The sequence below is a fragment of the Burkholderia sp. Leaf177 genome, from assembly GCF_001424345.1.
Classification (GTDB): Bacteria; Pseudomonadota; Gammaproteobacteria; order Burkholderiales; family Burkholderiaceae; genus Caballeronia.
This window is the reverse complement of record NZ_LMPF01000008.1, coordinates 46,227-66,615: the sequence shown is the minus strand read 5'-3', so window position 1 is coordinate 66,615 and position 20,389 is coordinate 46,227. Positions and strand designations below refer to the sequence as shown.

21 protein-coding genes and 1 pseudogene are annotated in these 20,389 nt (G+C 59.2%); 14 read left to right on the top strand and 8 right to left on the bottom strand.

All coding sequences use genetic code 11. The features are described 5' to 3' along the window. Window positions 1-188: 188 nt before the first annotated feature. Complete coding sequence (locus tag ASG35_RS09940) at window positions 189-617, top strand: TOBE domain-containing protein (RefSeq protein ID WP_056356106.1); 429 nt, start codon at window positions 189-191, stop codon at window positions 615-617. Window positions 618-624: 7 nt separating this feature from the next. Here the strand turns inward: ASG35_RS09940 and ASG35_RS09935 are convergent, their stop codons facing one another. Next, window positions 625-1,608 carry a hypothetical protein gene (locus ASG35_RS09935; RefSeq protein ID WP_156393074.1) on the bottom strand — a complete coding sequence of 328 codons (984 nt, stop codon included), beginning with the start codon at window positions 1,606-1,608 and terminating at the stop codon, window positions 625-627. A 196-nt stretch (window positions 1,609-1,804) separates the two neighbouring features. On the opposite strand from ASG35_RS09935, the gene ASG35_RS09930 reads away from it, so the two are divergent. Next, window positions 1,805-2,293: a molybdopterin-dependent oxidoreductase gene (locus ASG35_RS09930; protein WP_056356068.1), complete on the top strand. Its 489-nt coding sequence runs from the start codon at window positions 1,805-1,807 to the stop codon at window positions 2,291-2,293. Window positions 2,294-2,351: 58 nt separating this feature from the next. Here ASG35_RS09930 and ASG35_RS09925 read toward each other — a convergent pair whose 3' ends face one another. After that, entirely contained in the window at window positions 2,352-3,527 is a 1,176-nt protein-coding gene (locus ASG35_RS09925; protein WP_056356101.1) for a porin, read from the bottom strand. A 169-nt stretch (window positions 3,528-3,696) separates the two neighbouring features. Here ASG35_RS09925 and ASG35_RS09920 point away from each other — a divergent pair, with 169 nt between their 5' ends. Both ASG35_RS09920 and ASG35_RS09915 read left to right on the top strand, forming a co-directional pair. Then, window positions 3,697-4,311, top strand: coding sequence for a nitrogen fixation protein NifQ (locus ASG35_RS09920; protein ID WP_327019642.1), 615 nt, complete (start codon window positions 3,697-3,699; stop codon window positions 4,309-4,311). Window positions 4,312-4,379: 68 nt separating this feature from the next. Continuing rightward, window positions 4,380-4,766, top strand: coding sequence for a winged helix-turn-helix domain-containing protein (locus ASG35_RS09915; protein WP_235527502.1), 387 nt, complete (start codon window positions 4,380-4,382; stop codon window positions 4,764-4,766). Window positions 4,767-4,795: 29 nt separating this feature from the next. On the opposite strand, the gene ASG35_RS09910 is transcribed toward ASG35_RS09915, so the two are convergent. The 3 genes from ASG35_RS09910 to ASG35_RS09900 all read right to left on the bottom strand — a co-directional run bounded on the left by ASG35_RS09910 (window position 4,796) and on the right by ASG35_RS09900 (window position 7,913). Then, on the bottom strand, window positions 4,796-6,142 hold the full coding sequence (locus ASG35_RS09910) for a DUF2325 domain-containing protein (RefSeq protein WP_056356099.1): 1,347 nt from the start codon (window positions 6,140-6,142) through the stop codon (window positions 4,796-4,798). Between the two features lie 137 nt (window positions 6,143-6,279). After that, a complete protein-coding gene (locus ASG35_RS09905) occupies window positions 6,280-6,807 on the bottom strand; it encodes a hypothetical protein (RefSeq protein WP_056356063.1) in 528 nt (175 codons plus the stop codon). A 200-nt stretch (window positions 6,808-7,007) separates the two neighbouring features. After that, window positions 7,008-7,913: a dihydrodipicolinate synthase family protein gene (locus ASG35_RS09900; RefSeq protein ID WP_056356061.1), complete on the bottom strand. Its 906-nt coding sequence runs from the start codon at window positions 7,911-7,913 to the stop codon at window positions 7,008-7,010. Between the two features lie 243 nt (window positions 7,914-8,156). Between ASG35_RS09900 and ASG35_RS09895 the strand changes: the two genes are divergently transcribed. The 3 genes from ASG35_RS09895 to ASG35_RS09885 all read left to right on the top strand — a co-directional run bounded on the left by ASG35_RS09895 (window position 8,157) and on the right by ASG35_RS09885 (window position 10,889). Next, window positions 8,157-9,110 (top strand): 4-hydroxyproline epimerase, encoded by a 954-nt coding sequence (locus ASG35_RS09895; protein WP_056356059.1) that lies wholly within the window; start codon window positions 8,157-8,159, stop codon window positions 9,108-9,110. A gap of 242 nt (window positions 9,111-9,352) precedes the next feature. Then, window positions 9,353-10,102 (top strand): AraC family transcriptional regulator, encoded by a 750-nt coding sequence (locus tag ASG35_RS09890; RefSeq protein ID WP_056356098.1) that lies wholly within the window; start codon window positions 9,353-9,355, stop codon window positions 10,100-10,102. Between the two features lie 376 nt (window positions 10,103-10,478). Beyond that, a complete protein-coding gene (locus ASG35_RS09885; protein ID WP_056356096.1) occupies window positions 10,479-10,889 on the top strand; it encodes a response regulator in 411 nt (136 codons plus the stop codon). A 45-nt stretch (window positions 10,890-10,934) separates the two neighbouring features. On the opposite strand, the gene ASG35_RS31900 is transcribed toward ASG35_RS09885, so the two are convergent. Next, window positions 10,935-11,105, bottom strand: a complete 171-nt coding sequence (locus ASG35_RS31900; RefSeq protein WP_162916082.1) for a hypothetical protein — start codon at window positions 11,103-11,105, stop codon at window positions 10,935-10,937. A gap of 205 nt (window positions 11,106-11,310) precedes the next feature. Here ASG35_RS31900 and ASG35_RS09875 point away from each other — a divergent pair, with 205 nt between their 5' ends. The 4 genes from ASG35_RS09875 (at window position 11,311) to ASG35_RS09860 (ending at window position 16,085) form a co-directional block, all read left to right on the top strand. Further along, window positions 11,311-11,982: a glutathione S-transferase family protein gene (locus tag ASG35_RS09875; protein ID WP_056356055.1), complete on the top strand. Its 672-nt coding sequence runs from the start codon at window positions 11,311-11,313 to the stop codon at window positions 11,980-11,982. A 155-nt stretch (window positions 11,983-12,137) separates the two neighbouring features. Continuing rightward, window positions 12,138-13,775 (top strand): ATP-binding domain-containing protein, encoded by a 1,638-nt coding sequence (locus ASG35_RS09870; RefSeq protein ID WP_056356053.1) that lies wholly within the window; start codon window positions 12,138-12,140, stop codon window positions 13,773-13,775. A gap of 4 nt (window positions 13,776-13,779) precedes the next feature. Beyond that, window positions 13,780-14,280 carry a molybdopterin-dependent oxidoreductase gene (locus ASG35_RS09865; protein WP_056356095.1) on the top strand — a complete coding sequence of 167 codons (501 nt, stop codon included), beginning with the start codon at window positions 13,780-13,782 and terminating at the stop codon, window positions 14,278-14,280. Continuing rightward, entirely contained in the window at window positions 14,277-16,085 is a 1,809-nt protein-coding gene (locus tag ASG35_RS09860; protein ID WP_056356051.1) for an ATP-binding response regulator, read from the top strand. Before ASG35_RS09865 ends, ASG35_RS09860 begins: the two co-directional genes overlap by 4 nt. 15 nt (window positions 16,086-16,100) lie before the next feature. Here ASG35_RS09860 and ASG35_RS09855 read toward each other — a convergent pair whose 3' ends face one another. Beyond that, window positions 16,101-16,955 (bottom strand): helix-turn-helix domain-containing protein, encoded by an 855-nt coding sequence (locus ASG35_RS09855; protein ID WP_056356049.1) that lies wholly within the window; start codon window positions 16,953-16,955, stop codon window positions 16,101-16,103. A 349-nt stretch (window positions 16,956-17,304) separates the two neighbouring features. Between ASG35_RS09855 and ASG35_RS09845 the strand changes: the two genes are divergently transcribed. The 3 genes and pseudogenes from ASG35_RS09845 to ASG35_RS09835 all read left to right on the top strand — a co-directional run. Next, window positions 17,305-17,754, top strand: coding sequence for a hypothetical protein (locus ASG35_RS09845; RefSeq protein WP_235527501.1), 450 nt, complete (start codon window positions 17,305-17,307; stop codon window positions 17,752-17,754). A 257-nt stretch (window positions 17,755-18,011) separates the two neighbouring features. Next, the gene (gene speB / locus ASG35_RS09840) at window positions 18,012-18,962 is read left to right on the top strand and encodes an agmatinase (RefSeq protein ID WP_056356045.1); all 951 of its coding nucleotides are present in this window, start codon (window positions 18,012-18,014) and stop codon (window positions 18,960-18,962) included. Window positions 18,963-18,984: 22 nt separating this feature from the next. Beyond that, window positions 18,985-19,755: pseudogene (locus ASG35_RS09835) on the top strand (class II aldolase/adducin family protein); the annotation flags it as partial. 6 nt (window positions 19,756-19,761) lie between these two features. Here the strand turns inward: ASG35_RS09835 and arsC are convergent. Further along, window positions 19,762-20,184 (bottom strand): arsenate reductase (glutaredoxin), encoded by a 423-nt coding sequence (gene arsC / locus ASG35_RS09830; RefSeq protein ID WP_056356041.1) that lies wholly within the window; start codon window positions 20,182-20,184, stop codon window positions 19,762-19,764. Window positions 20,185-20,389: the final 205 nt, after the last annotated feature.

The following is a 20,389-nucleotide window of genomic DNA, read 5'->3' as shown; positions in this document are numbered from 1 at the left end:
ACATACAAAGTCCGCTAACCCGATCATCACGTTGCAAGCGCGTTTTTACGTGGCAAACTGACTCGCGTTGGCCTCATTGCACAGGTAAACTTACGGCTTGCCTGCAAAGCGGCAAATCACAGCACAACGTGCGTACTTGGATTACGGCCTCAAGGGCTTAGCCAAGGACGCCGCAACCGGAGATGAATATGCGTACGAGCGCCCGAAATCAATTTGTCGGCGAAGTAGTGAATGTCAAACATGGCGCGGTGAACGACGAGATCCTGCTGCGCGCCAAGGACGGACTCGAGATTGTCTCGGTGATCACGCATGGCAGCGCGACGTCGCTAGGCTTGGCTGCGGGCAAGGCTGCGTTCGCGTTGGTCAAGGCGTCGTCGGTCATCGTCATGGTCGATGCGGCGAACAGCCAGACATCGGCCAGAAACAGCTTTTCGGGCACGATCTCGGCCGTGACGCCGGGCGCGGTGAATACGGAAGTGGTCATTACCGTGGCGGGCGGCGCGCAAATTGCAGCCATTGTCACGAACGAAAGCGCTCAACGTCTGGCGCTGGAAACCGGCAAGGTCGCCACAGCGATCTTCAAGGCGTCGAGCGTGATTATCGGCGTGGATGACTAAGCCGATTCTAATCAGGGGCGACAGCCTGGTTCAAGGGAACGATCCTTAAGCTGCTGACGCCGCTTGCTCCTTTTGCGCGATCCACCACGTAAAGCGAATGATGATTCGAGTCGATCGCCACGCCGCGTGCATCGTCGAAATCGTTTGCAAGTTCAGTCACGGTATTGTCGGATGAGATCCGGCATACCGCGGTCACATTGCACTTTGTGTAGAGCGTGCCGGTTTTATCGATTGCCAAAAGATCCGGACCATTGATCTTCACCACCTGCGTTTTTAGGCCGCCTGCACGAGAGTGATCGAGCAAGCCGGCAAGGCTGGTTCTTAGAATCATGTTGTTAGCCTGATCCGAAATCGATACCACGTCGCCTAGCACCGCAACACCCACAGGTTTCGCTAGGCCGGACAATACGTTGTGTTCGGATGCGGCGTGCGTGGTTTCGTCGTACGTGATGAGGCTTATGCCGCCCGTTGCGGGCGCGTTGCCCTCCTTGACGAACCACGTTGAAAGCAATTTCCCCGGGCCGATAACGGCAAGTCCTAGCCGGCGCCGCGCGGGATCTACGCCGGAAAACATCGATACACTTTTATCCGCGCCGACCTGGATCACGGCGCCGGATGTCCCGAATCCGAACCGTTCGATCAACAAGGTGCCATCGGTTGCGATCGTCACCTGACTTAGCGCATTCGGTTGCCCGGCGACTGGCGGGATGGTTGCAAACAGCACAAACGTCTTGCCATCCTTCGATGTAAGCACGCTGTTGGTTTTATCGTCGGTGATGTAGATACGGTTATCGGTTTGCGCAATAGCGATGCTGTTCGGGCGGGCGTCGAGCGCTACGCGCTGAGGAACGCTCGCGACTTGCGCGGATCCGCACCCTGCAAGAAGAAGAGCCGCTGACGCCGACCACGCGCAAAAGACAATACGCAAAGATTCGGACAAACGCGCGGTCGAACGCGCGTTCAAACCCACGGTCATATTCGGAAAAGCCATTGAAGTTCTCGTCGCAACAAGGGCCTTTAATATAACGCTTAAGTCCTGGGCCATTCCGGGCAACGAGCCGCATATGCGAAAAGCTATATGGTCAACATGATCCATGCGTATGTCAGCGCCGCTTTTCAACGTCGTAATATTCGCGTGGATATAATGACGTACCCGTTGTCTGCAACCGGTCCCTGGAGGACACAAAATGAGTGATGCCAACGCTCAGGCACTCGTGGCCGAGGACGCCAAGACAGTCATTTCGCTGGAAGGTGATTTCCTGCGCCCTTTGACGGTCGACCTCGCTGAATTCAGGGAGCAACCCACCGTTGTCTCCGATCCCTTCGATCTTCGCTGCTACACGACCAATCGCTTTATTCGAAGCGTGGATACGTATCGCGGCGTGTTACTGAAGGATCTGATTCTTAGAGCCGGATTGCGGCCCGAACCGGCAGGTCAGTTCAAGCGGACAGTTTTTATTGCAATAGCGCAAGATGGCTATGCAGTGATTTTCTCGTGGCACGAACTGTTCAATACGCCGGTGGGAGAGCACGTGATCGTGGCTTATGAATGTGGCGGCCGTACCATCACGAGCGAAGAGGGTGCGCCAATATTGTTTTCCGGAGCGGACATTCTTCCTGCGCCGCGTCATGTGAAACGGCTTGCGCGAATCGTGGCCCAGGTATTGACGGTCTAGGACACGTCAAGCCTTTCCGGGCGAGCGCCAGCTGCAGCGCTCGCCTTCAAGGCAGCAATCAGAACTTGTGACGCAAGCCGATGCGAACCGCAACCTGATTGTTCGCGCCTGTACCCGAGTTGCCGAGGAAACTCGAGCTCGATCCAATTTCTGCCTGAACCGGAACGTTGCGGCCATTGACCGTATTGCTGCCCGAGGCCTTTTGATACGCCACGATTCCGTAGACATCGGTGCGCTTCGAGAACGCATAGTCGAGCACGCTGTTGACCTGATGCCACTTGCCTTCGAAGTGGTCATCGAGTTTCGAGAACGTATAACCCAAGCCCGCGCTCAAGGCTGGCGTGAACGCGTACTTTCCGCCTAGTTCATAGTTGTTCAGCTTCGATTCCGCGCCTGTGATCGGCTCGAACTTGGTGTGCGTCCAGAGGCCCCAGACCGTGCCGCCGCCAATCATGTAGCGCGCGCCAACGCCGAAGGTTTCGAGGTCACGCAAGCCGCCCGTATTCACGTTGGCGATGCTCACGCTGAACGCGGGGGTTGCGCCGTTCGGGAAGCGGATATTCGTGTACGCCGCGCCAATGCCGAACGGTCCTTGCGCATAGTTCACACCCGCGCTGACCGTGCTCGACGAACCTTGCGTTGTCGTCGTGCCGGCCGTGGTCGTCGGCGATCCGGCGAACGATCCTGCCTGGTTCGAGAAGCCGTACAACGCGCCGAAGGTCAGGCCTGAAAAACCGGCGCTGCTGAACTTGACGGAGTTGTTGATACGGCTTGACGTGAGCTGGTCCAGGTCGTTGATGTGATAGGCGTAGTTGCCGGCAGCCGTCTGGCCGCCCATCGAATAATTACTGCCGAGGTAGTCGGTCGAGAACGAGTACTGGCGGCCCAGCGTGACCGAGCCAAGACCTTTCTTCGCAATGCCCACATATGCCTGACGGCCGAACAATGCACCGCCCTGACCAAGCGTGCCGTCGCCGGAACTGAAGCCGCTTTCCAACGTGAAGATGGCTTGCAGTCCGCCACCCAGATCTTCCGCACCGCGCAGGCCCCAGCGGCTTCCTTGAGCAACGCCGTCGCCGAAGCGGATCAAATGGTCGTGTCCCGTTGCCGTTGCGGCATTGCTGACGTAGCTCACGCCGGCGTCGATCACGCCATACAACGTTACGCTGCTTTGTGCATGTGCGGCCACTCCGAACGTGCTGAGTGCGGCTGCCGCCACGATCTTATTTTTCATCGTCTTTTCCTGGATTTGTATTAGGTCGATGCTGCTTAGGTGTGCAGCGATCAGGCTTTTATTGCAGGTGCATTTCGCTTGCGAAATATCGACGGGAATATAGCGATCGGTCAGCGTTTGGTAAACGTGATTTTTGATTTTGTAGGGTTCCTGACACAATGGCTTGACGATGTCCGTGGCGTGTCATACTAGTTGCCCGAGTGGCTCAACTCATGCTCCACGCTCATCAATGACACGCCCCGGCTCATTCCGCAGAGCGCGCGCCGACATGATTGCGGCATCGGCGAATCCGCATTCTCCTGATACGATTTTGTTTGCAACGCTGCTTTCTGCGCACAATGAAACGCATCTGCTGGGCTTGTCTTGCAAGCAAACTGCATGGCTTTACGAGCGGCATTTCGGCGGCTTGGCGGCGCCTGCCGCAAGCGTTTTAATTTGTTCCGAAGAACATGCGGCATTCATTCAATCGCTTAGCGATTTTCTGCTAAGTCATGTTGCCGTTTCCGCTGATATAACAAACGCGCAGTGCCTCGCTACGATCATCGCGCATGCTTGCTTGCGTACCGATCATTTATGGCGTGATCTTGGACTTGGCGGACGTGACGATGTCACGGCCATGCTCGACCGCTATTTCCCGGCGCTCGTAAAACGCAATACCGACGGAACCCGATGGAAGAAATTCCTCGCGCGAGAACTTGCGTGGTCGACAGGACTTACGCCGCGCCCCGCGCCCGGATGTCCCGGCTGCGAAGATTTTGATTTTTGTTTTGGCGCGAGGTCATAGCGCGGCGAACTGTCCGTCTAGCGGTCCGTAAATGCCTTGCCGGGCTGTGCTCGTGTATGCTTTCGCGCATGGCCAAATCCACGAAAAACCCAACCACGCCCGCGTCGAATCATCCCGAGGTGCGTTTTCGCATGCGCATCCGGCAGGCGGACGCGGTTGCTATTGGGCCGGGCAAAATCGACTTGCTCGAAGCCGTCCATGAGCATGGCTCCATCTCCGCTGCAGCGCGCAGCCTGGGCATGTCGTACCGGCGCGCGTGGTTGCTTATCGATGAATTGAACGGCACGCTCAAGTCGCCGGCGACATCGTCGGAAACCGGGGGATCGTCGGGCGGTGGATGTGTACTGACGCCGGTCGGTGAAAAGATCGTGCGGCTTTATCGCGAGATTGAAGAGGAGGCGGCAAGAAGTTGCTCGCCGCAGATTTCCGCGTTGACTCGCATGATTAAACGCTGAGGTTTGGTTTCGCTTCGGCTGTGCTCGCCTTAGCCATGCTTCAGGCAAAAGCGCGAGGCCGGCGGTTGAGACGCAGTTCGGCCAAGCCGCGCCATCAATTCCATGAAGCTTGCCACGCTTGCCGTCCTCACCGGATGATAGTCGACCTGATGACGATCGCAGACGCGCTTGAGCAAATTCATGGAATCATGGTCGATGCAATCCACCGGAAACACAACGATATCCGCGCGCGGCAACGCGGCCGCGAACATACCTTTGCGGTCTTCTATGCCGCCATCGTGCACGACAAAATCGCCGCCCGCCGATTCAACCAGTTGCCTCAACGCCGCGTTTGATCCCGGCCGGCCGCCGACATAAACCACACGCTTGCCCGTGAGATTTTCGAGGTCCGCACGGCGCGATCCTGCCTCTTCGCCTTGGGCGAGCATCGCTTGTTCCAGTGCGCCACATTCGGCCTGCACGATGTTGAGCGTAGCGATTGTGTCGTCAAGGCGCGCGCTTAGCGCGCGTGCGTAATTTTGCTCGTTGATTGCGCGTTGTTCCGCAGCTTCACGCCGGCTGGTGTGGATCGCCAGCCGTTCATCGCGCGCAACCATTGCTTCACGAAGCGTCTGAACTTCGGCTTCAAGGCTTCCCTCCGATACATCCGGCGCACGTAGCGCCTTCGCCGACATCGCGGCGAGTTGTTCGGTTAAGCGTCGTACGGTTGCATCGCGCTCGGTACTGACCTCATGCAGCTTGCTTTGCTGACGCTCTGTCTTGTCTTTCAGCGCTGCGTTTTCTTCCTCTAGCGCAACCAGCCGGCGAATGTCCGCCCGGTTTGCGGCACCGACCAGATGAGACAGCATGTGCAAGTCGCCGAACGCAGTCTGCCGCACGCTCATGACGGCTTGCGGATGCGTCATCAGCGCCCAGTAAGCCGGCGGAATGTCGCCACTTTTGAGCGCCTCTTTCCATAACACTAACAAGGCTTCAGACGTTTTGGCTGTTTCGAACCGACGCACCGCGCCTGAGTAGCGGGCATCGAGTGCCTTCTGCAGGGCCTTCGCTGCCGGCCCGCCTTCTATGGCAAGCTCCACCGCCGCGTGATGAATCTCGAGGTCGCTGGCGTGCTGCTTGTCGAGATCGGTGAACTTGGGGACGAGCTTTCTGAGTTCGTTCGTGCTCAGGCACGTTCCAATGATCGAGCAATGCAGATGCGAATCCAGGTCGGCCAGCCGCGCGCGCCGGTTCACGCTCCGAAGCTCTGCATTAGAGGGCGTGCAGCATGCATCGGCCGATAAACCCTTGTAAGCGCCCGCGTCTCCGGCAGATTCGCCTGACGTCTTGCGGGCACGGCCCGCCGGGGCTAAACGGAAAGGTGGAGCGGATTGCACATTCACCTCGATTCGATCTGGGTTTCAGGCAGCCGGACAAAAGACGGCACAAAGAATGTCTGGCATCGGACAAGCGAAATATACCATCGAATATAACGAGGCATATCCGAACGCGAACGGCCGTGCCGGCTTTGTTGCTAGACCGATGCGTCGGCGTTGGCGTTGGCGTTGGCGTTGGCGTTGGCGCGATCGCGATAATGCTGCTCCAGCACATGCTCGACGCAAAGGCCGACGAAGGTCGCATCCAGCTTCTGGAAGCCACGCGCAACGCGCTGCAGACCCTCGGTTCCGCTTCCCGGCGTGACCTGGAAAACCAGATCACGTTGCTGTTCCGCCGAACGCGCTGTCTCGATGGCGAAGCGCAAATCGTCGATGCGCACAAAGCCCAAAGCGCGCGCGTGATCGTAGAGCGACGATAAAAGCTCACCGAGTGTTTGCCCGGATGTCGCTTCTAGCGAACGGGCGTCGCCCAGTACATCTTCGAGCATCAAAACAAAACGGGCGACGCTTGCGTGGAGGTTCCGGAACGCATCGACCACGTCGCGGATTGCGGCCGTGTGATCGGGATCGCGCGCGGTGTTGAGCGGCGTGATTGCCCCCGACAAACTATGGGCGACTGAAATTGATGTTGCAACGCGATGCGAACTTTCCTGTTGCCCGGACATCGGGAACTCCTTGCAATGCTTTATCGTGATATCCGGGAGAATATAACGAACCCGATAACTTTGCGCTGTTTGTTGATTCTCTAGAGGCGTGGCAATGGGGAGTCAAGGCGTGGGCGGGCTTCGAAATGAAGCCGCCTCGAGGTGCGGACGGTGCCGCCGATACAAAGCGACGCGCCGGAATTGCTCCGGCGCCTTAGTATTTAATAAGCCGGCAAGGCCGGACGTGTTTCGATCGAATGGCGGATCAGCGCCTCGACTTCGCGCCGCTCGTCGCCTGCAAGCGGCAGGCGTGGCGGACGAACCGGTTCGGTGCCTAGACCGACTATCGCTTCTGCAAGCTTGATGTTCTGCACGAGTTTCGTGGAGACATCGAGCGCGAGCATGGGTGCAAACCAGCGGTAGATCGTGCGCGCTTCTTCCAGGCGCCCGGCCTTCAACAGCTTGAAAATGGCTACCGTTTCAGCCGGGAACGCGCACACGAGCCCCGCGACCCAGCCATGCGCGCCCATCAAAACGGCCTCCATTGCAAGGTTATCGACGCCGCAAAAAAGGGCGTATCGATCGCCGACGGCGTTGATGAGATCGGTAAACCGGCGCACGTCGCCAGCTGATTCCTTGATCGCGACGAACTTCTTTTCGTCGGCGAGTTCGGCGAACATGTCGGGCGTCACGTCCACGCCGTAAGCAAGCGGGTTGTTGTAGACCATGATCGGCAACGGGCTGGCGCTGGCGATCACTCGGTAATGATTCAGCGTCTCGCGGCGATCGGATACGTAGCGCAAGCCGGGCAAAACCATATAACCCGCGGCGCCGTGTTTCACGCCGAGTTCGGCCTGACGGCAGCCGTCGAGTGTGCTGTTTTCAGCGATGGTCAAGAGCACTGGCACACGATCCCGCGCTGCATCGACGGCGATATCCAGCACGTCCAGCTTCTCTTCGAGGGACAGCGTGGATGCTTCGCCAAGCGATCCACACACGATGATGCCGTCGACTCCCGCGCTGATTTGCGCTTCGATATTCTTCTTCGTCCACTCGCGGTCTATGCTGAAATCGGCATTGAACTTCGTTGTGACGGCGGGCATGACGCCTTCCCAGATATGTGCCACGGCAGCGCTCCTGACAATAGTGAATTGGATAGAGTCTAAGCCTTGAAAAACCGATGGTCTTGCATCTGGCACGCAGGCCGGGTGCCGATTTCAGCATAGGGATTTCGCTGTCTGTTTGCTGAATAATTGCCCTTGGGCCGCGCTCAGACGCACCCAGCCAGCCGCAAAGATTATGCTGAAATCGGCATTGAACACGCCTAGCGCGACCAAGACGCAACGCGCCCCAATTCCTACGATGACAGCATGAAAACCGTGAACTTCATCGACTCGCATACCGGCGGCGAACCTACGCGCCTCGTCATGTCCGGAGGGCCGGATCTCGGCGCTGGCACGCTGACCGAGCGCCTCAACTATCTTCGCGAATATCATGACGACTGGCGCGCAGGTGTCGTCACGGAACCGCGCGGTTCCGACGTCATCGTGGGCGCGTTGTTATGCGAGCCGGATGATCCCGAATGCGTAGCCGCCGTCATCTTTTTCAATAATGTCGGCTACCTCGGCATGTGCGGTCACGGGACGATAGGCCTCGTGGTATCGCTTGCTTATCTTGGGAAGATCGGGGCAGGATCGTACAAGATCCAGACGCCGGCAGGCATTGTCGAAGCAACGCTCAACGAAGATGGCAGCGTGAGCGTACGCAACGTTCCTGCATACAGACACCGGCACGCGGTCACCGTCGATGTCCCCAATCACGGATCGCTTACGGGCGACGTCGCCTGGGGCGGCAACTGGTTTTTCCTCGCAGGAAATCATGGCCAGGAACTCGATGCAAACAACATCCCGCGCTTGACGGCATTTGCGGATGCCGTGCGCATTGCGCTGCACGCGCAGAACATCACCGGCGCACATGGCGCGGTCATCGATCACATCGAATTGTTCGCAGATTCGCCGCGCGAGGGCATCGACAGCCGCAACTTCGTTCTATGTCCGGGCAGCGCGTACGATCGCTCTCCGTGCGGGACGGGCACGAGCGCGAAAGTCGCGTGTCTTTCCGCCGACCGCGAGCTTGCCGAGGGCGAAATATGGCGCCAGGAAAGCATTATTGGCAGCGTGTTCGACGCGTGCTATCAGCGTGCAAACACGGATGAGAAAACGGCGGTAATTCCGGTCATTACGGGCCGCGCGCACATCATGGCGGAAGGTCGCCTTTGTTTCGACGATACCGATCCGTTCGCCAAAGGCATCCGGGCGGCTTGACGCGGCTTGCGGTCATTACCAATTTTGGCGCACGCGTGTCGCCTCTATAATCGGGCGCAACGCAATGCGCCTTGGGTTGAGTTGAAAACCCGGCGCAAATCGCGGACATCGACGACGCCAGCGAGACGCGAATGATCACTACGACGGACCGTCCGGCGCCACGCGCGCATGAGCAAGCGATCAACCGGGCCGGCCTGCATGCCGCGCTGCATTCGGCTGCGGGCGCCTCCACGCTCGACACCATGCTCGAGCATTTCAGGCTGCTTGAGCCGGTCTTCGATGCAATGCCTGACATCGTGTTCTTTGTCAAAGACGAAGAGGCGCGCTACGCGCTGGTGAACCGCGCGCTTGCTTCACGTTGCGGTCTGAAAGAAAAATCAGGGTTGTTGGGCAAGACCGCGGAAGAAGTTTTCCCGCAACGTTTCGGGCGCATTTATACGGCACAGGACCGCTCGGTCATTGCGCAAGGCAACGCGATGATCGACCAGCTGGAACTGCATCTTTATCCGGCACGCCAGCCCGGCTGGTGCATGACGTCGAAACAGCCGCTTCACGATGCACACGGCAACGTGGTGGGTCTTGCAGGAATTTCGCGCGACCTGCAAGCCGATGAAAGCACGCATCCTGCATATAGCAGGCTGGCCGCCGTGGTCCAGCATATCCAGTGCAATTTCGTGCAGCCGCTGAACATGCCGCATCTCGCGTCCATGGCGAACATGTCCATTGCGCAACTCGAGCGCTATTTCCACAAGGTGTTTCATCTGACGCCGCGGCAAGTGTTGCTCAAGACGCGGCTCGATGCAGCCACAGCGCTTCTCGTCACGCACGACAAGGTGACGGACGTGGCGGCGCTGTGCGGCTACACGGATCACAGCGCGTTCACGCGGCAATTCAAGGCGACCGTTGGCCTTACGCCGACCGAATACCGTGCGTTGCTGCGCTCGCATAATCCCGTCATAAAGAACGCCAGCGTTGCACGATCAAGCCAATAAATCTGATCTTTCGATGCAATTTGGTGCACCGAAAGTTACCCGCTTACCAGCGTGCTTATTGTCGTGATGTTTCATTTCAACAAAAGGTAAGACATGGCAAAGCCTTGTGTAGAAAGGCTCCCACCGCCGTTGCTCATGCACTTTCTGCGGTCGGTCTGTTTTTTGCTAAATGGTTGTTCGAAATCGATGAGGCATACTGCGCCCGTTGAAAAATTTGAACCGTGCAACGTTCGACACCGGCGTGCTCGGCTTATAACACGGTGCCGCATGGATCTCGCGCCGTAGTGCTGCAATTGGTAAGTGTTAGCAAAGAGTGAGAAGACGCAGCAGCGACATCGGCACCGAAATCCTGTTTGAGCTGTACGAAAAGATAATGATGAATGATGTAGCGAGACTGGGACATGCCCGGATCGTGCTGGTTGAAGACGATCTGGAAAGCAGGGAATCACTGCGTATGTTGTTGGAGGAAGAAGGCGCGGATGTGGTTGCCGTAGCCGACGCCGAAGAGGGCGCGGAAACCGCCATTCGCGTTCTGCCAGATGCAGTGATCTGCGATATCGACTTGCCGATGATGGACGGCTTCTACCTGATCCAACGTTTGCGCGACCATGAAATTCGAGGCAACTTGACGCCATCGATTGCAATTGCGCTCACAGGCCACGACGGCGACGAGTACCGATTGCGAAGTATCGGCGAAGGGTTCCAGCACTTCATGACCAAGCCCGCACATCCGGATGCATTGGTCACGTTGATCCAGCAGTCGCTGAGCGCGCGGGTTTTGTCGTAGGGCTATTCGAGCGGCGGCAAGCCTTGGCCAGCCGCCGCGATTCGCCTAAGACCGGTCGCGATTGCGTGCCCGGGTGGCACCCGTGATGACCGCGATTCCGAGCAGGATCACATCGACGATCAGGATGGTGTGCTGCGTCACGTGCATGGCGACGAGCGCCCACGAAACGCCACCGATCAAGATCAGCCAGCCGACGAGATAAATCACCAGGGTCATGAAATGTCCTTTGCGTGCGTGCGCGCGTGGTTGTTGGAATTGACATGTAAGCCGGAACATCGCCCACGCATAAAACGCGCCTGGTGCGCAATGCAGCGTAAACAAACCGAGGATCGACTCGGTTTTGCCAATGTCCCGCGCGGGCGCCGGTGTTGTATTCTTTGCGCGTTCGCGCCCGGACCTCAACCCTTATCGCAAAGCCTCCATGCTCATAGTTCACCACCTCAATAATTCCCGCTCACAACGCGTGCTCTGGATGCTGGAAGAATTGGGCGTCGAATACGACATCAAGCGTTATCAACGCGATCCAAATACCATGCTCGCGCCACCCGAACTGCGCGCGGTGCATCCGCTAGGCAAGTCACCGGTCATCACCGACGAAGGGCGCACGCTTGCCGAATCCGGCGCAATCCTGGCGTATCTGAACGAGCGTTATGGCGAGGGCCGCTTCGCGCCGCCGCACGGCATTTCGCCCGAGCGGCTGCGTTACGATTACTGGATGCACTACGCCGAGGGTTCGGCCATGCCGCCGCTGTTGCTCAAGCTCGTAGCGTTGCGCATCGGCAGCGCGCCCATGCCGTTTTTTGTGAAGCCGATCGCGCGCCGGATATCGCAGACCATGCAGGAAAGTTTTATCGATCCGCAATTGAAGCTGCACTTCGGTTATGTGGAAAACGAGTTGTCGAAGTCTGAGTGGTTTGCAGGCGATACCTTCAGCGCCGCCGACGTTCAAATGAGCTTTCCGCTCGAAGCCGCCAGCCAGCGCGCAGGCGCCAAATCCCTGCCGCGCATATCGGCATTTCTGCAGCGGATTCATGCGCGTCCCGCTTATCAGCGAGCACTCGAACGCGGCGGCAAATACGACTTTGCGGACTGATCCGGGAAACGGGCCGGGGACTCGCGCGGCTTGCGTACAATGGCCGCAGATTTCCCGAATCCGGCTTGATCCGGGCGATGTTGCGGCATGCCGAAGGCGCGCGGCGAACACGCTGAACCAAGCCCCGAATCCCGTATTTAGCGCGAAGGCGAAGCATGGCTCGAATCGTCCCCGACGACTGGAAAAACCTGGAAGCAACCGGCGCGGCCGCACGCGAGCTCGATACGCTCGCACTGCTCTCGAAGCTTCCCGACGACTACACCGTGTATCACGGCGTGCACTGGACGCGCATCAACGAAGGCTTTTCCGTTTTCGGGGAAGCGGATTTCGTCGTGGTCGCGCCTTCGGGCCGGGTGCTCGTGATCGAACAAAAGGCCGGGTTTCTGCGTGAGACGCCGGCCGGCCTGATGAAGGTCTACATGCAAAAGGAGCGCAACGTCGCCATTCAGCTGGCGCATACGCTCGAAAACCTGCATCGCCGATTCACGGCGGCGTTCGGCGCCGGCACGTATCGCATTGAAGAGCTGCTTTATTGCCCGGACTACACGGTCAAGGATGCCTCTATTGCGGGTGTTCCCGAATCGCGGATTGTCGATGCGAGCCGTAAATCCAGGCTGCCGTCGGTCGTGCTGGAAATCCTTCCGCCGGATGAACCGCGCTTCGAAGCATCCGCGCGGATTCACCATTTTCTCTCCGATGAACTCGCGCTCACGCCCGACACCAACGCGCTCGTCGGCCAGGCAGACATGCTCGTCACGCGGCTTTCTGGCGGTCTTGCAACCTGGGCGCGACGCCTCGAGTTCGAGCCGTTCAGGTTGCGCGTGATCGGCACGGCCGGTTCGGGCAAGACGCAACTTGCTGTACAGGTCATGCGCGACGCGGTGGCGAAGGGACGCAGCGTGCTCTACGTCTGCTTCAACCGGCCGCTCGCGGATCATATCCGGCTGGTGGCGCCGTCTGAAGCGCGCATTGCCAACTACCATCAGTTGAGCGCCGCGATCACACGCGACGCCGGCACGCCGCCTGACTTCAGCCAGCCGAACGTGTTCAGCACGTTGGAAGACCGCTTCGCAAAAATCGATATTGCCGAGCACTGGAAGTTCGACGTGTTGATCGTCGACGAAGGCCAGGATTTCCATGCGGTCTGGGTCGATGCGCTCGCGCGGCTGCTCAAACCGGAGGGCGCGTGGTGGTGGCTCGAAGACCCCATGCAAAACCTTTATTTCCGCGATCCCGTGCCGCTGCCGGGATGGACCACGTTGCGCGAGACCACGAACTATCGCAGCCCGCGTGATTTGCTTGCGTACATCCGCCGGATCGTGGGACGCGAAGTTCGGCTCGACGCAGGCAGTCCGTTCGATGGTTCCGAAGTGAGCTTGTCCACGTATGAAAACGGTCACCCCGATGAAGTGATCGAGGCGACCAAACGCGCGATCACGCAAGCGCTTGCGCTCGGTTACCGGAAGCAGGATATTGCGGTGCTGTCGTTTCGCGGGCGCGAGGGTTCCGTGCTGACGTCGGTCGAGCATCTCGGGCCGCATCGGCTGCGCAGTTTCACCGGGTCTTATGATTTGTTCGGGAATCCGGAATATCGCGAGGGCGACGTGCTGCTCGAATCCATTTATCGATTCAAGGGGCAATCGGCGCCGTGCGTGATCTTCACCGAAGTCGACTTCGACGCCTTCGACGAACAAGTCGCGCGCAAGTTTTTTGTCGGCGCAACGCGGGCGACCATGAAGCTGATTATCGTGGCTTCCGAACGTGCGGCTCGCGCCTTCGACGAACAACATTGACGCGATGAAAAGCTTCGACTTGATCCGTTGCGTAGTGCTCTTGTTAACGCTCGCCTGCGCGCCGCTCTTGGCGGTTGCAGCGCCGATGACGCTCGATGTAGAAGGCAAGATCGGCCGCACGAACGACCCCGACCGCACGGTGTATCGCATCAGCGAAGCCGAGTTGATGAAGTTGCCGCAGCACACCATCACGACATCGACCACATGGACGCCCAAGTCGGCGTTCACGGGTCCGCTGCTCTCCGATGTCCTGCGGCTCGTGGGCGCGCACGCCGATATGGTGGAGCTGCGCACGCTCGATGACTACGCCTACACCGTGCCGGTTTCCGAAGCCGAGCATTACGGTGCGATCCTCGCGTACAGCATGAACGGTACGCGTTTGAAGGTCAGCAACTTTGGTCCGCTGTTCCTGATCTATCCGCGCGATGCCTACCCGCAAGAATTGACCGGCTCCGTGGCGGACGCGAAATTCGTATGGCAGATCAAGGCGCTGGTCCTTAAATGATCGGTGCGCAGCTTCGTCGTCTGAAGGTTGCGTTGCTGCTCGCGGCAGCCATTGCGCCGCCGCTCGCAGGCGTGGGGTATCTGCTGTATTCCGCCTTGCTCGCGAACCAGAGCAACCAGGAACTCGGCATGCCGTACGACGGTTTCTACTGGGACGGCGCGCAATTCCAGATTGCCTATGGGCGCTTCGGAAACCAGATCCTGCTGTACCGCAGCGGTATTGATGCCAACGTCAGTGAAATCCAGCTGCGCTACGAGATCCTCGAATCGAAGCTCGCCATTGTCACTGCTTCCACGGCAATGCTCGCCGATCGCGAAGCGCTGCGCAGCCGGCAGCAGGAAATTCTCAGGCAACTCGATGCCGCGCTCGATTCCATCGAACCGGATATCGATGCGTTGAGCACCGACCGTTCGCGCACGTTGAGAATTATCGGCGTATTGCGGCAGAACCAGGATGCGGTGAACGAACTGGCGAACGGGCGGCGCGTGGTGGACATTGCAGAACGCGACTACATCGTGCGTGATTTTGTGTCCAAGCGCCGTTATCTGTTCGCGGGCGGCATGCTCCTCGCACTGCTTTCCATGGTCGCCACGGCCATGTTGCTACTCAATGGGTACAGGCGGTCGCGGCTGATCCATCAGCAGCGCGCAGCGCTCGAGGCGCAGCATCAGGCAACGCGCGCCGCGCGCGAGGCGTCGCAGGCGAAGGACGCGTTTCTCGGCATGATCAGCCATGAATTGCGCACGCCGCTGCACGCAATCGTTTCATCGGTGGAATTGCTCGAGCTGAACTTGCATAGCGAAAGCGATCGCAAGATCATCCAGCGGCTGGAAACCGGCGCGCGTCATCTCGAAGCGCAGATGCGCGACCTCACGGATTTCGCGCGGCTTGGCGCGGGCAAGCTCGAATTGCGCCTGACCGTGTTCGATCCTTTGGAACTGCTCGATTCCATTGTCGATGCAAACACGCCCGCCGCAAGCGCAAAAGGTCTAGTGCTGCGCGGCAAGTTCGCGGGCGAGGCGGGGTTGATCGAATCGGATCAGCATCGGTTGCGGCAGATCGTGACCAACCTGGTGACGAACGCGATCAAATACACGGATGCAGGTTCCATCGATGTCCGGTTCGAACGCACGCTGGAACGCCTCGACATCTCGGTGGTGGACACAGGCCCCGGCATTCCGCGCGAACAACTGCCGCTGATCTTCAAGGAATTCACGCAACTGGATTCATCGACCACCCGTCGGTTCGATGGCGCCGGCATGGGCCTCGCCGTGGTCCGCGGACTGGTCGAGCTGCTGGGCGGCGTGGTGAATGTATCGAGCGATCTTGGGGAAGGCGCGGCATTTCGCGTGAGCTTGCCGGCCACGCCCGTGGCGCATGTGCCCGAACGCGAACGCGCGCCGGCCGATCTGCCGCCGTTGAAAAAAGCGCGCGTGCTCGTGATCGACGACCACAATTCCATTCGTGAGTCGCTGTCGGAAATGCTCGCTCACCTGGGTTACACGAGCGTCGCAATGGGCGACGTGGACAGCGCGCTCGCGTGGCTGGAGACGAACCAGGCCGACGTGATCCTGGCGGATCTGCATATGCCGGGGAAGGACGGATATTCGTTCGTGAATGAATACCGGGCGCGGCGGGCGTCGGGCGCAAGTTTGCCCGTGATAGCGGTGAGCGCTTATGCGCCGGATCTCGTCGATCCAAGCGCGGCCATTCTATTCTTCGATTATTTGCTCAAGCCGGTGCGCTACGAGGTGCTGAAAAGTGCGCTGGCGCGGGCGTTATCGGCAACGCGCCGGATTCACTGAGATCCACTAGGTGCCCTAAGCCCTTAACAACCGCTTGGAAAGATCCGCGACGAGAATCGCCATGCGCGCGGGTTTCTCAAAACACGTCACGTTATAGCGCTGGATGATGTCGCTGATTTCCGATTCGCTGGCCTTGCCGGTCGTCAGCTCGCCCGTCAGCACGAACACGGGCGCATCCGGATTGTCCGAGTTGCGCACGGCGCGGATCGCTTCGGCCGAGGTATGCGCGCCGAACAACCAGTCGATAACCACTGCATCGAAGACCTGCGTCTGCAGTGCTTCCGCAAAACCTTCCAGGCCATACAGCGCCACCGCCGCAAAACCGCTGCGCTCCAGGTAATCGTGGAGGTTATCGGCGGACGTCTGGTCGTCGTCGACTACCGCGATCAGCGGCTTGTCCATGTCGGTGCGGCGCGGCTGGATCTCGATCTTGTGCACGTCGTGCGCGGCTTGCAGCAACACGCCTTCATGCGTGGTCACGAGCCACCGGCCGTTCATGTTCTGCGCGATGAAATCCGGCCGGCTGCCAGGTTCGAGCGCGTCGCCTATCCAGGCAACGCAAGCGATTTCGGCGGCGCCGAGCTTGAGAACGGCGTCATGCGCCGTGCCCGCGGTGTCATCGACGTCGGCGTTCTTGGCATCGAAAAGTTGGAGCGCGGGTTCGTCGAACGCTTCGGCCACGCGGCGGATCTGCGCGAGCGTCCAGGGACTGTTGCCACGTAACTTGCGATGCCCCTGGGAAAAACTCAGGTCGAGAATGCGGCATAGCTCGGCGGTCTGCTGCCGCTTGCCAATGCCGTGGCGGTTCATCAGGTCGCGCACGCGCTGGGCGACGGCGAGGGAGTCGGAGGATGAGGTTTCAGTGACCATGCTGCTGCTTACCGGTTAAAGCGCCTGGTTTAGACAGACTGAGAGGGGGGTATTGTAGGCGCAAGCGGGTGCCTCTTTGCAAAACTCTTGAACCGATAAAAGGCTTCGCCCACATGCCGGCGCGTTTTGATTTCGGATCGCCGGAAGCGCTCCGGGTTCATTCTTGCGGCAAGTTAAAAGATGCAAACGTTAGCGTGCTTTCGAAATCACGCGTTCCTGCGATGAACCCGAGGTGTGAGCGCCCGGCCACGTATCGGTTGGGCAATAAAACGGCCATGCGCGTACAGTCGGATTTTGTGACGGGAAGGAAATTGCCGCAGGACAATTTAATATCGAACATCGGGGGCCAATGATGCGTGTCACCAAGTCTCTAAGGACGGCGGCGGGATATGCGACCGTATTTTTCCTGCTGTCGCCAGTGCTCGCGCGCGCCGAGGCGATCGAGGAACAGCTCGATTGCAAATCATCGGGGCATACATTCATCAGCGCGCTTCTGGCAAGCGGCGAAATCCAGAACAAGCCGATGCGCGTGGAAGCGAACTCCGTGAACGCGTTCCGGCCGGCTCATGGCGTCAAGCTCACGGCGTACGACTACAAGGTGTTCGTGGTGCTGGGCTATCAGAAGGACGATCCTATTTTCGCGCAGGGAAAGGGCACGCCGATCGCGGATTCGGCTTACGGCGTGGTGGTGACAGGACCTACCGACGACGTCAAGGATCGCGTGCATCAGTCGGGAAGCAGCGCGATCGTGCATGAAATAACGCCTGTCACGACGGCGATTCTTTGCAAGTCCCAGTGACGGATTCAGATGGTGAACGGGTCGATGCGCCACAGGATCAGCGAGCTTATGGAGTTTTGCGAATGCGCAGCAGGCGCGCTTCCGGCAAGACTGTAGCCAAGACAAGAACTCCAGATAAACAAAGGCCAACGCGCCGATAGTTCAGAAATACCTGAACTAATTATTTTGCACCAGTAATTTGTCCGCTTGCCGCGCCGGTTAAAAATCGGACACATGCCGGTTCAATGAATCAAAACGAATCAATGCGAGGACGCGCCATGGAAAAGATCTTTCACCAGCCGCTGGGCGGTAACGAAATGCCGCGCTTCGGCGGTATCGCGACAATGTTGCGCTTGCCGCATCTGCAATCGGCGGAAGGGCTCGACGCCGCGTTCATAGGCGTTCCGCTCGATATAGGCACGTCGTTGCGCCCGGGCACGCGCTTCGGGCCGCGTGGAATCCGCGCTGAATCCGTGATGATCCGGCCGTACAACATGGCGACGGGCGCGGCGCCCTTCGATTCGCTGTCGGTGGCGGATATTGGCGACGTCGCCATCAATACGTTCAATCTGCTCGACGCGGTACGGATCATCGAGGAGCACTACGACAGCATCCTGAAACACGGCGTCAAACCGCTGACGCTTGGCGGCGACCACACCATCACGCTGCCCATCCTGCGTGCGCTTCACAAGAAGTACGGCAAGATCGGGCTCGTTCATGTCGATGCACACGCCGACGTCAACGACCACATGTTCGGCGAGAAGATCGCGCACGGCACGACGTTTCGCCGCGCGGTGGAGGAAGGGCTGCTCGATTGCGAGCGCGTGGTGCAGATCGGATTGCGCGCGCAGGGCTACACGGCCGACGATTTCAACTGGAGCCGCCGGCAGGGTTTTCGCGTTGTCCAGGCGGAAGAGTGCTGGCACAAATCGATGGACCCGCTTATGGCCGAGGTGCGGCGCAAGGTGGAAGGCGGACCGGTGTATCTGAGCTTTGATATCGACGGTATCGATCCCGCCTGGGCGCCGGGAACGGGCACGCCGGAAATCGGCGGCTTGACGACCATCCAGGGCATGGAAATCATCCGCGGATGTCACGGGCTGGATCTGATCGGATGTGATCTCGTGGAAGTTTCGCCGCCCTACGATACGACTGGCAACACGTCCTTGCTCGGCGCCAACCTGCTGTATGAAATGCTGTGCGTGCTGCCGGGCGTGATCAGGCGTTAAGCTTCCCGTCGGACGTTACAAAACAGAGGAGCCCACGATGGATACCGAGCAAAAAGTCCGCGAGGACCTGGCGGCGCTGTATCGGCTGGCGGCGCATTTCCGCATGACCGACATGATCGACACGCACATCACCGCGCGTTTGCCGGGTTCGGCGGACGAAAAACCCGCGTTTCTGATCAACCGGTATGGCGTGCTGTTCCACGAGATGCGGGCATCGGACCTGGTGAAGATCGATTATCAAGGCAACGTGATCGATGACCGCGCCCGCGACATGCCCGAGCTTTTCCGGGTCAACGCGGCGGGCTTCACCATCCACTCTGCCGTGCATATGGCGCGTCACGATCTGGCGTTCGTCGTGCACACGCATACGGCGGCGGGCACGGCGGTGTCCGCGCAGGAACAGGGCCTTTTGCCGATCAGCCAGCACGCGCTGAAGTTCTACGGCAAGCTCGGATATCACGATTACGAGGGCATCGCGCTGGATCTGGGCGAACGCGAACGTCTGGTCGCCGACCTGGGTTCCCACAAGGCGATGATCCTGCGCAATCACGGTTTGCTCGCTGGCGGCGCGACGGCCGCGCACGCATTTCACGAAATCTATTTCCTCGAGCGCGCGTGTCAGGCGCAGGTTCAGGCCATGGCGGGCGGCGCGCAACTGCGATTTCCGCCTGAACGCGTGCGTGAACTCACTGCGCGCCAGTTCGAATCCGAAGGCTCGGACGGCATCACCGAACTCGCGTGGCAGGCGGCGCTGCGTCTCATCGCCGATACCCAGCCGGACTACCGCACCTGAGCCTGGTCACCGGACCCGGTTGCCCTTTTCATCGATGATCCGTTCGCCGTCTTCCTTGGCGAACGCGCCTTTCTGCGCGGCAGAAAAAATCTCGAGAAGTTTCTCCGATGGACGGCACAAGCGCGTGCCCTCGGGCGTCACCACGAACGGACGATTGATCAGAATCGGATGCGCGAGCATGGCGTCGAGCAGCTGCTCGTCGGTCAGGGTTGCATCGGCGAGTTCGAGCTGAACGAACACCGCCTCCTTTTCACGAAGCGCATCGCGCACGCCGAGCCCTGCATCCTGAATCAGCCTGGTCAGCGTGGCGCGATCCGGCGGCGTCTTCAAATATTCGATCACCTTCGGTTCGATCCCGGCGTTGCGAATCAGCGCGAGCGTGTTGCGCGACGTGCCGCATAAAGGGTTGTGGTAGATCGTGACGTCCATCGTGCGTCTCCATAGCTTTGAAAGTGCGGCCGGTCGTCTTCATTCCCGCAATAGAAATGAAAGGCTTCGTCGTGGTCCTGCATAAGCAGATGCTATGACAGTTTACTCAAGTGACAGGTGAGATTGCCGTTAAAGGGTTCGGGTCAGGGAACATTCGCCCGCCCCGGTCGCGCGCTGGAATCCGGCGTGCGGCGCCGCTTGAATA

What these genes read in the sequence shown, in the direction of transcription:
- ASG35_RS09890 (WP_056356098.1), top strand. Translation starts at nt 9,353, where the DNA reads ATGCTCGAGCATTTCAGGCTGCTTGAGCCGGTCTTCGATGCAATGCCT.
- ASG35_RS09845 (WP_235527501.1), top strand. Translation starts at nt 17,305, where the DNA reads ATGATGCGTGTCACCAAGTCTCTAAGGACGGCGGCGGGATATGCGACC.
- arsC (WP_056356041.1), bottom strand. Translation starts at nt 20,184, where the DNA reads ATGGACGTCACGATCTACCACAACCCTTTATGCGGCACGTCGCGCAAC.
- ASG35_RS09870 (WP_056356053.1), top strand. Translation starts at nt 12,138, where the DNA reads ATGGCTCGAATCGTCCCCGACGACTGGAAAAACCTGGAAGCAACCGGC.
- ASG35_RS09915 (WP_235527502.1), top strand. Translation starts at nt 4,380, where the DNA reads ATGGCCAAATCCACGAAAAACCCAACCACGCCCGCGTCGAATCATCCC.
- speB (WP_056356045.1), top strand. Translation starts at nt 18,012, where the DNA reads ATGGAAAAGATCTTTCACCAGCCGCTGGGCGGTAACGAAATGCCGCGC.
- ASG35_RS09940 (WP_056356106.1), top strand. Translation starts at nt 189, where the DNA reads ATGCGTACGAGCGCCCGAAATCAATTTGTCGGCGAAGTAGTGAATGTC.
- ASG35_RS09860 (WP_056356051.1), top strand. Translation starts at nt 14,277, where the DNA reads ATGATCGGTGCGCAGCTTCGTCGTCTGAAGGTTGCGTTGCTGCTCGCG.
- ASG35_RS09925 (WP_056356101.1), bottom strand. Translation starts at nt 3,527, where the DNA reads ATGAAAAATAAGATCGTGGCGGCAGCCGCACTCAGCACGTTCGGAGTG.
- ASG35_RS09905 (WP_056356063.1), bottom strand. Translation starts at nt 6,807, where the DNA reads ATGTCCGGGCAACAGGAAAGTTCGCATCGCGTTGCAACATCAATTTCA.
- ASG35_RS09875 (WP_056356055.1), top strand. Translation starts at nt 11,311, where the DNA reads ATGCTCATAGTTCACCACCTCAATAATTCCCGCTCACAACGCGTGCTC.
- ASG35_RS09865 (WP_056356095.1), top strand. Translation starts at nt 13,780, where the DNA reads ATGAAAAGCTTCGACTTGATCCGTTGCGTAGTGCTCTTGTTAACGCTC.
- ASG35_RS09930 (WP_056356068.1), top strand. Translation starts at nt 1,805, where the DNA reads ATGAGTGATGCCAACGCTCAGGCACTCGTGGCCGAGGACGCCAAGACA.
- ASG35_RS09885 (WP_056356096.1), top strand. Translation starts at nt 10,479, where the DNA reads ATGAATGATGTAGCGAGACTGGGACATGCCCGGATCGTGCTGGTTGAA.
- ASG35_RS31900 (WP_162916082.1), bottom strand. Translation starts at nt 11,105, where the DNA reads ATGACCCTGGTGATTTATCTCGTCGGCTGGCTGATCTTGATCGGTGGC.
- ASG35_RS09935 (WP_156393074.1), bottom strand. Translation starts at nt 1,608, where the DNA reads ATGGCTTTTCCGAATATGACCGTGGGTTTGAACGCGCGTTCGACCGCG.
- ASG35_RS09920 (WP_327019642.1), top strand. Translation starts at nt 3,697, where the DNA reads ATGTCCGTGGCGTGTCATACTAGTTGCCCGAGTGGCTCAACTCATGCT.
- ASG35_RS09855 (WP_056356049.1), bottom strand. Translation starts at nt 16,955, where the DNA reads ATGGTCACTGAAACCTCATCCTCCGACTCCCTCGCCGTCGCCCAGCGC.
- ASG35_RS09895 (WP_056356059.1), top strand. Translation starts at nt 8,157, where the DNA reads ATGAAAACCGTGAACTTCATCGACTCGCATACCGGCGGCGAACCTACG.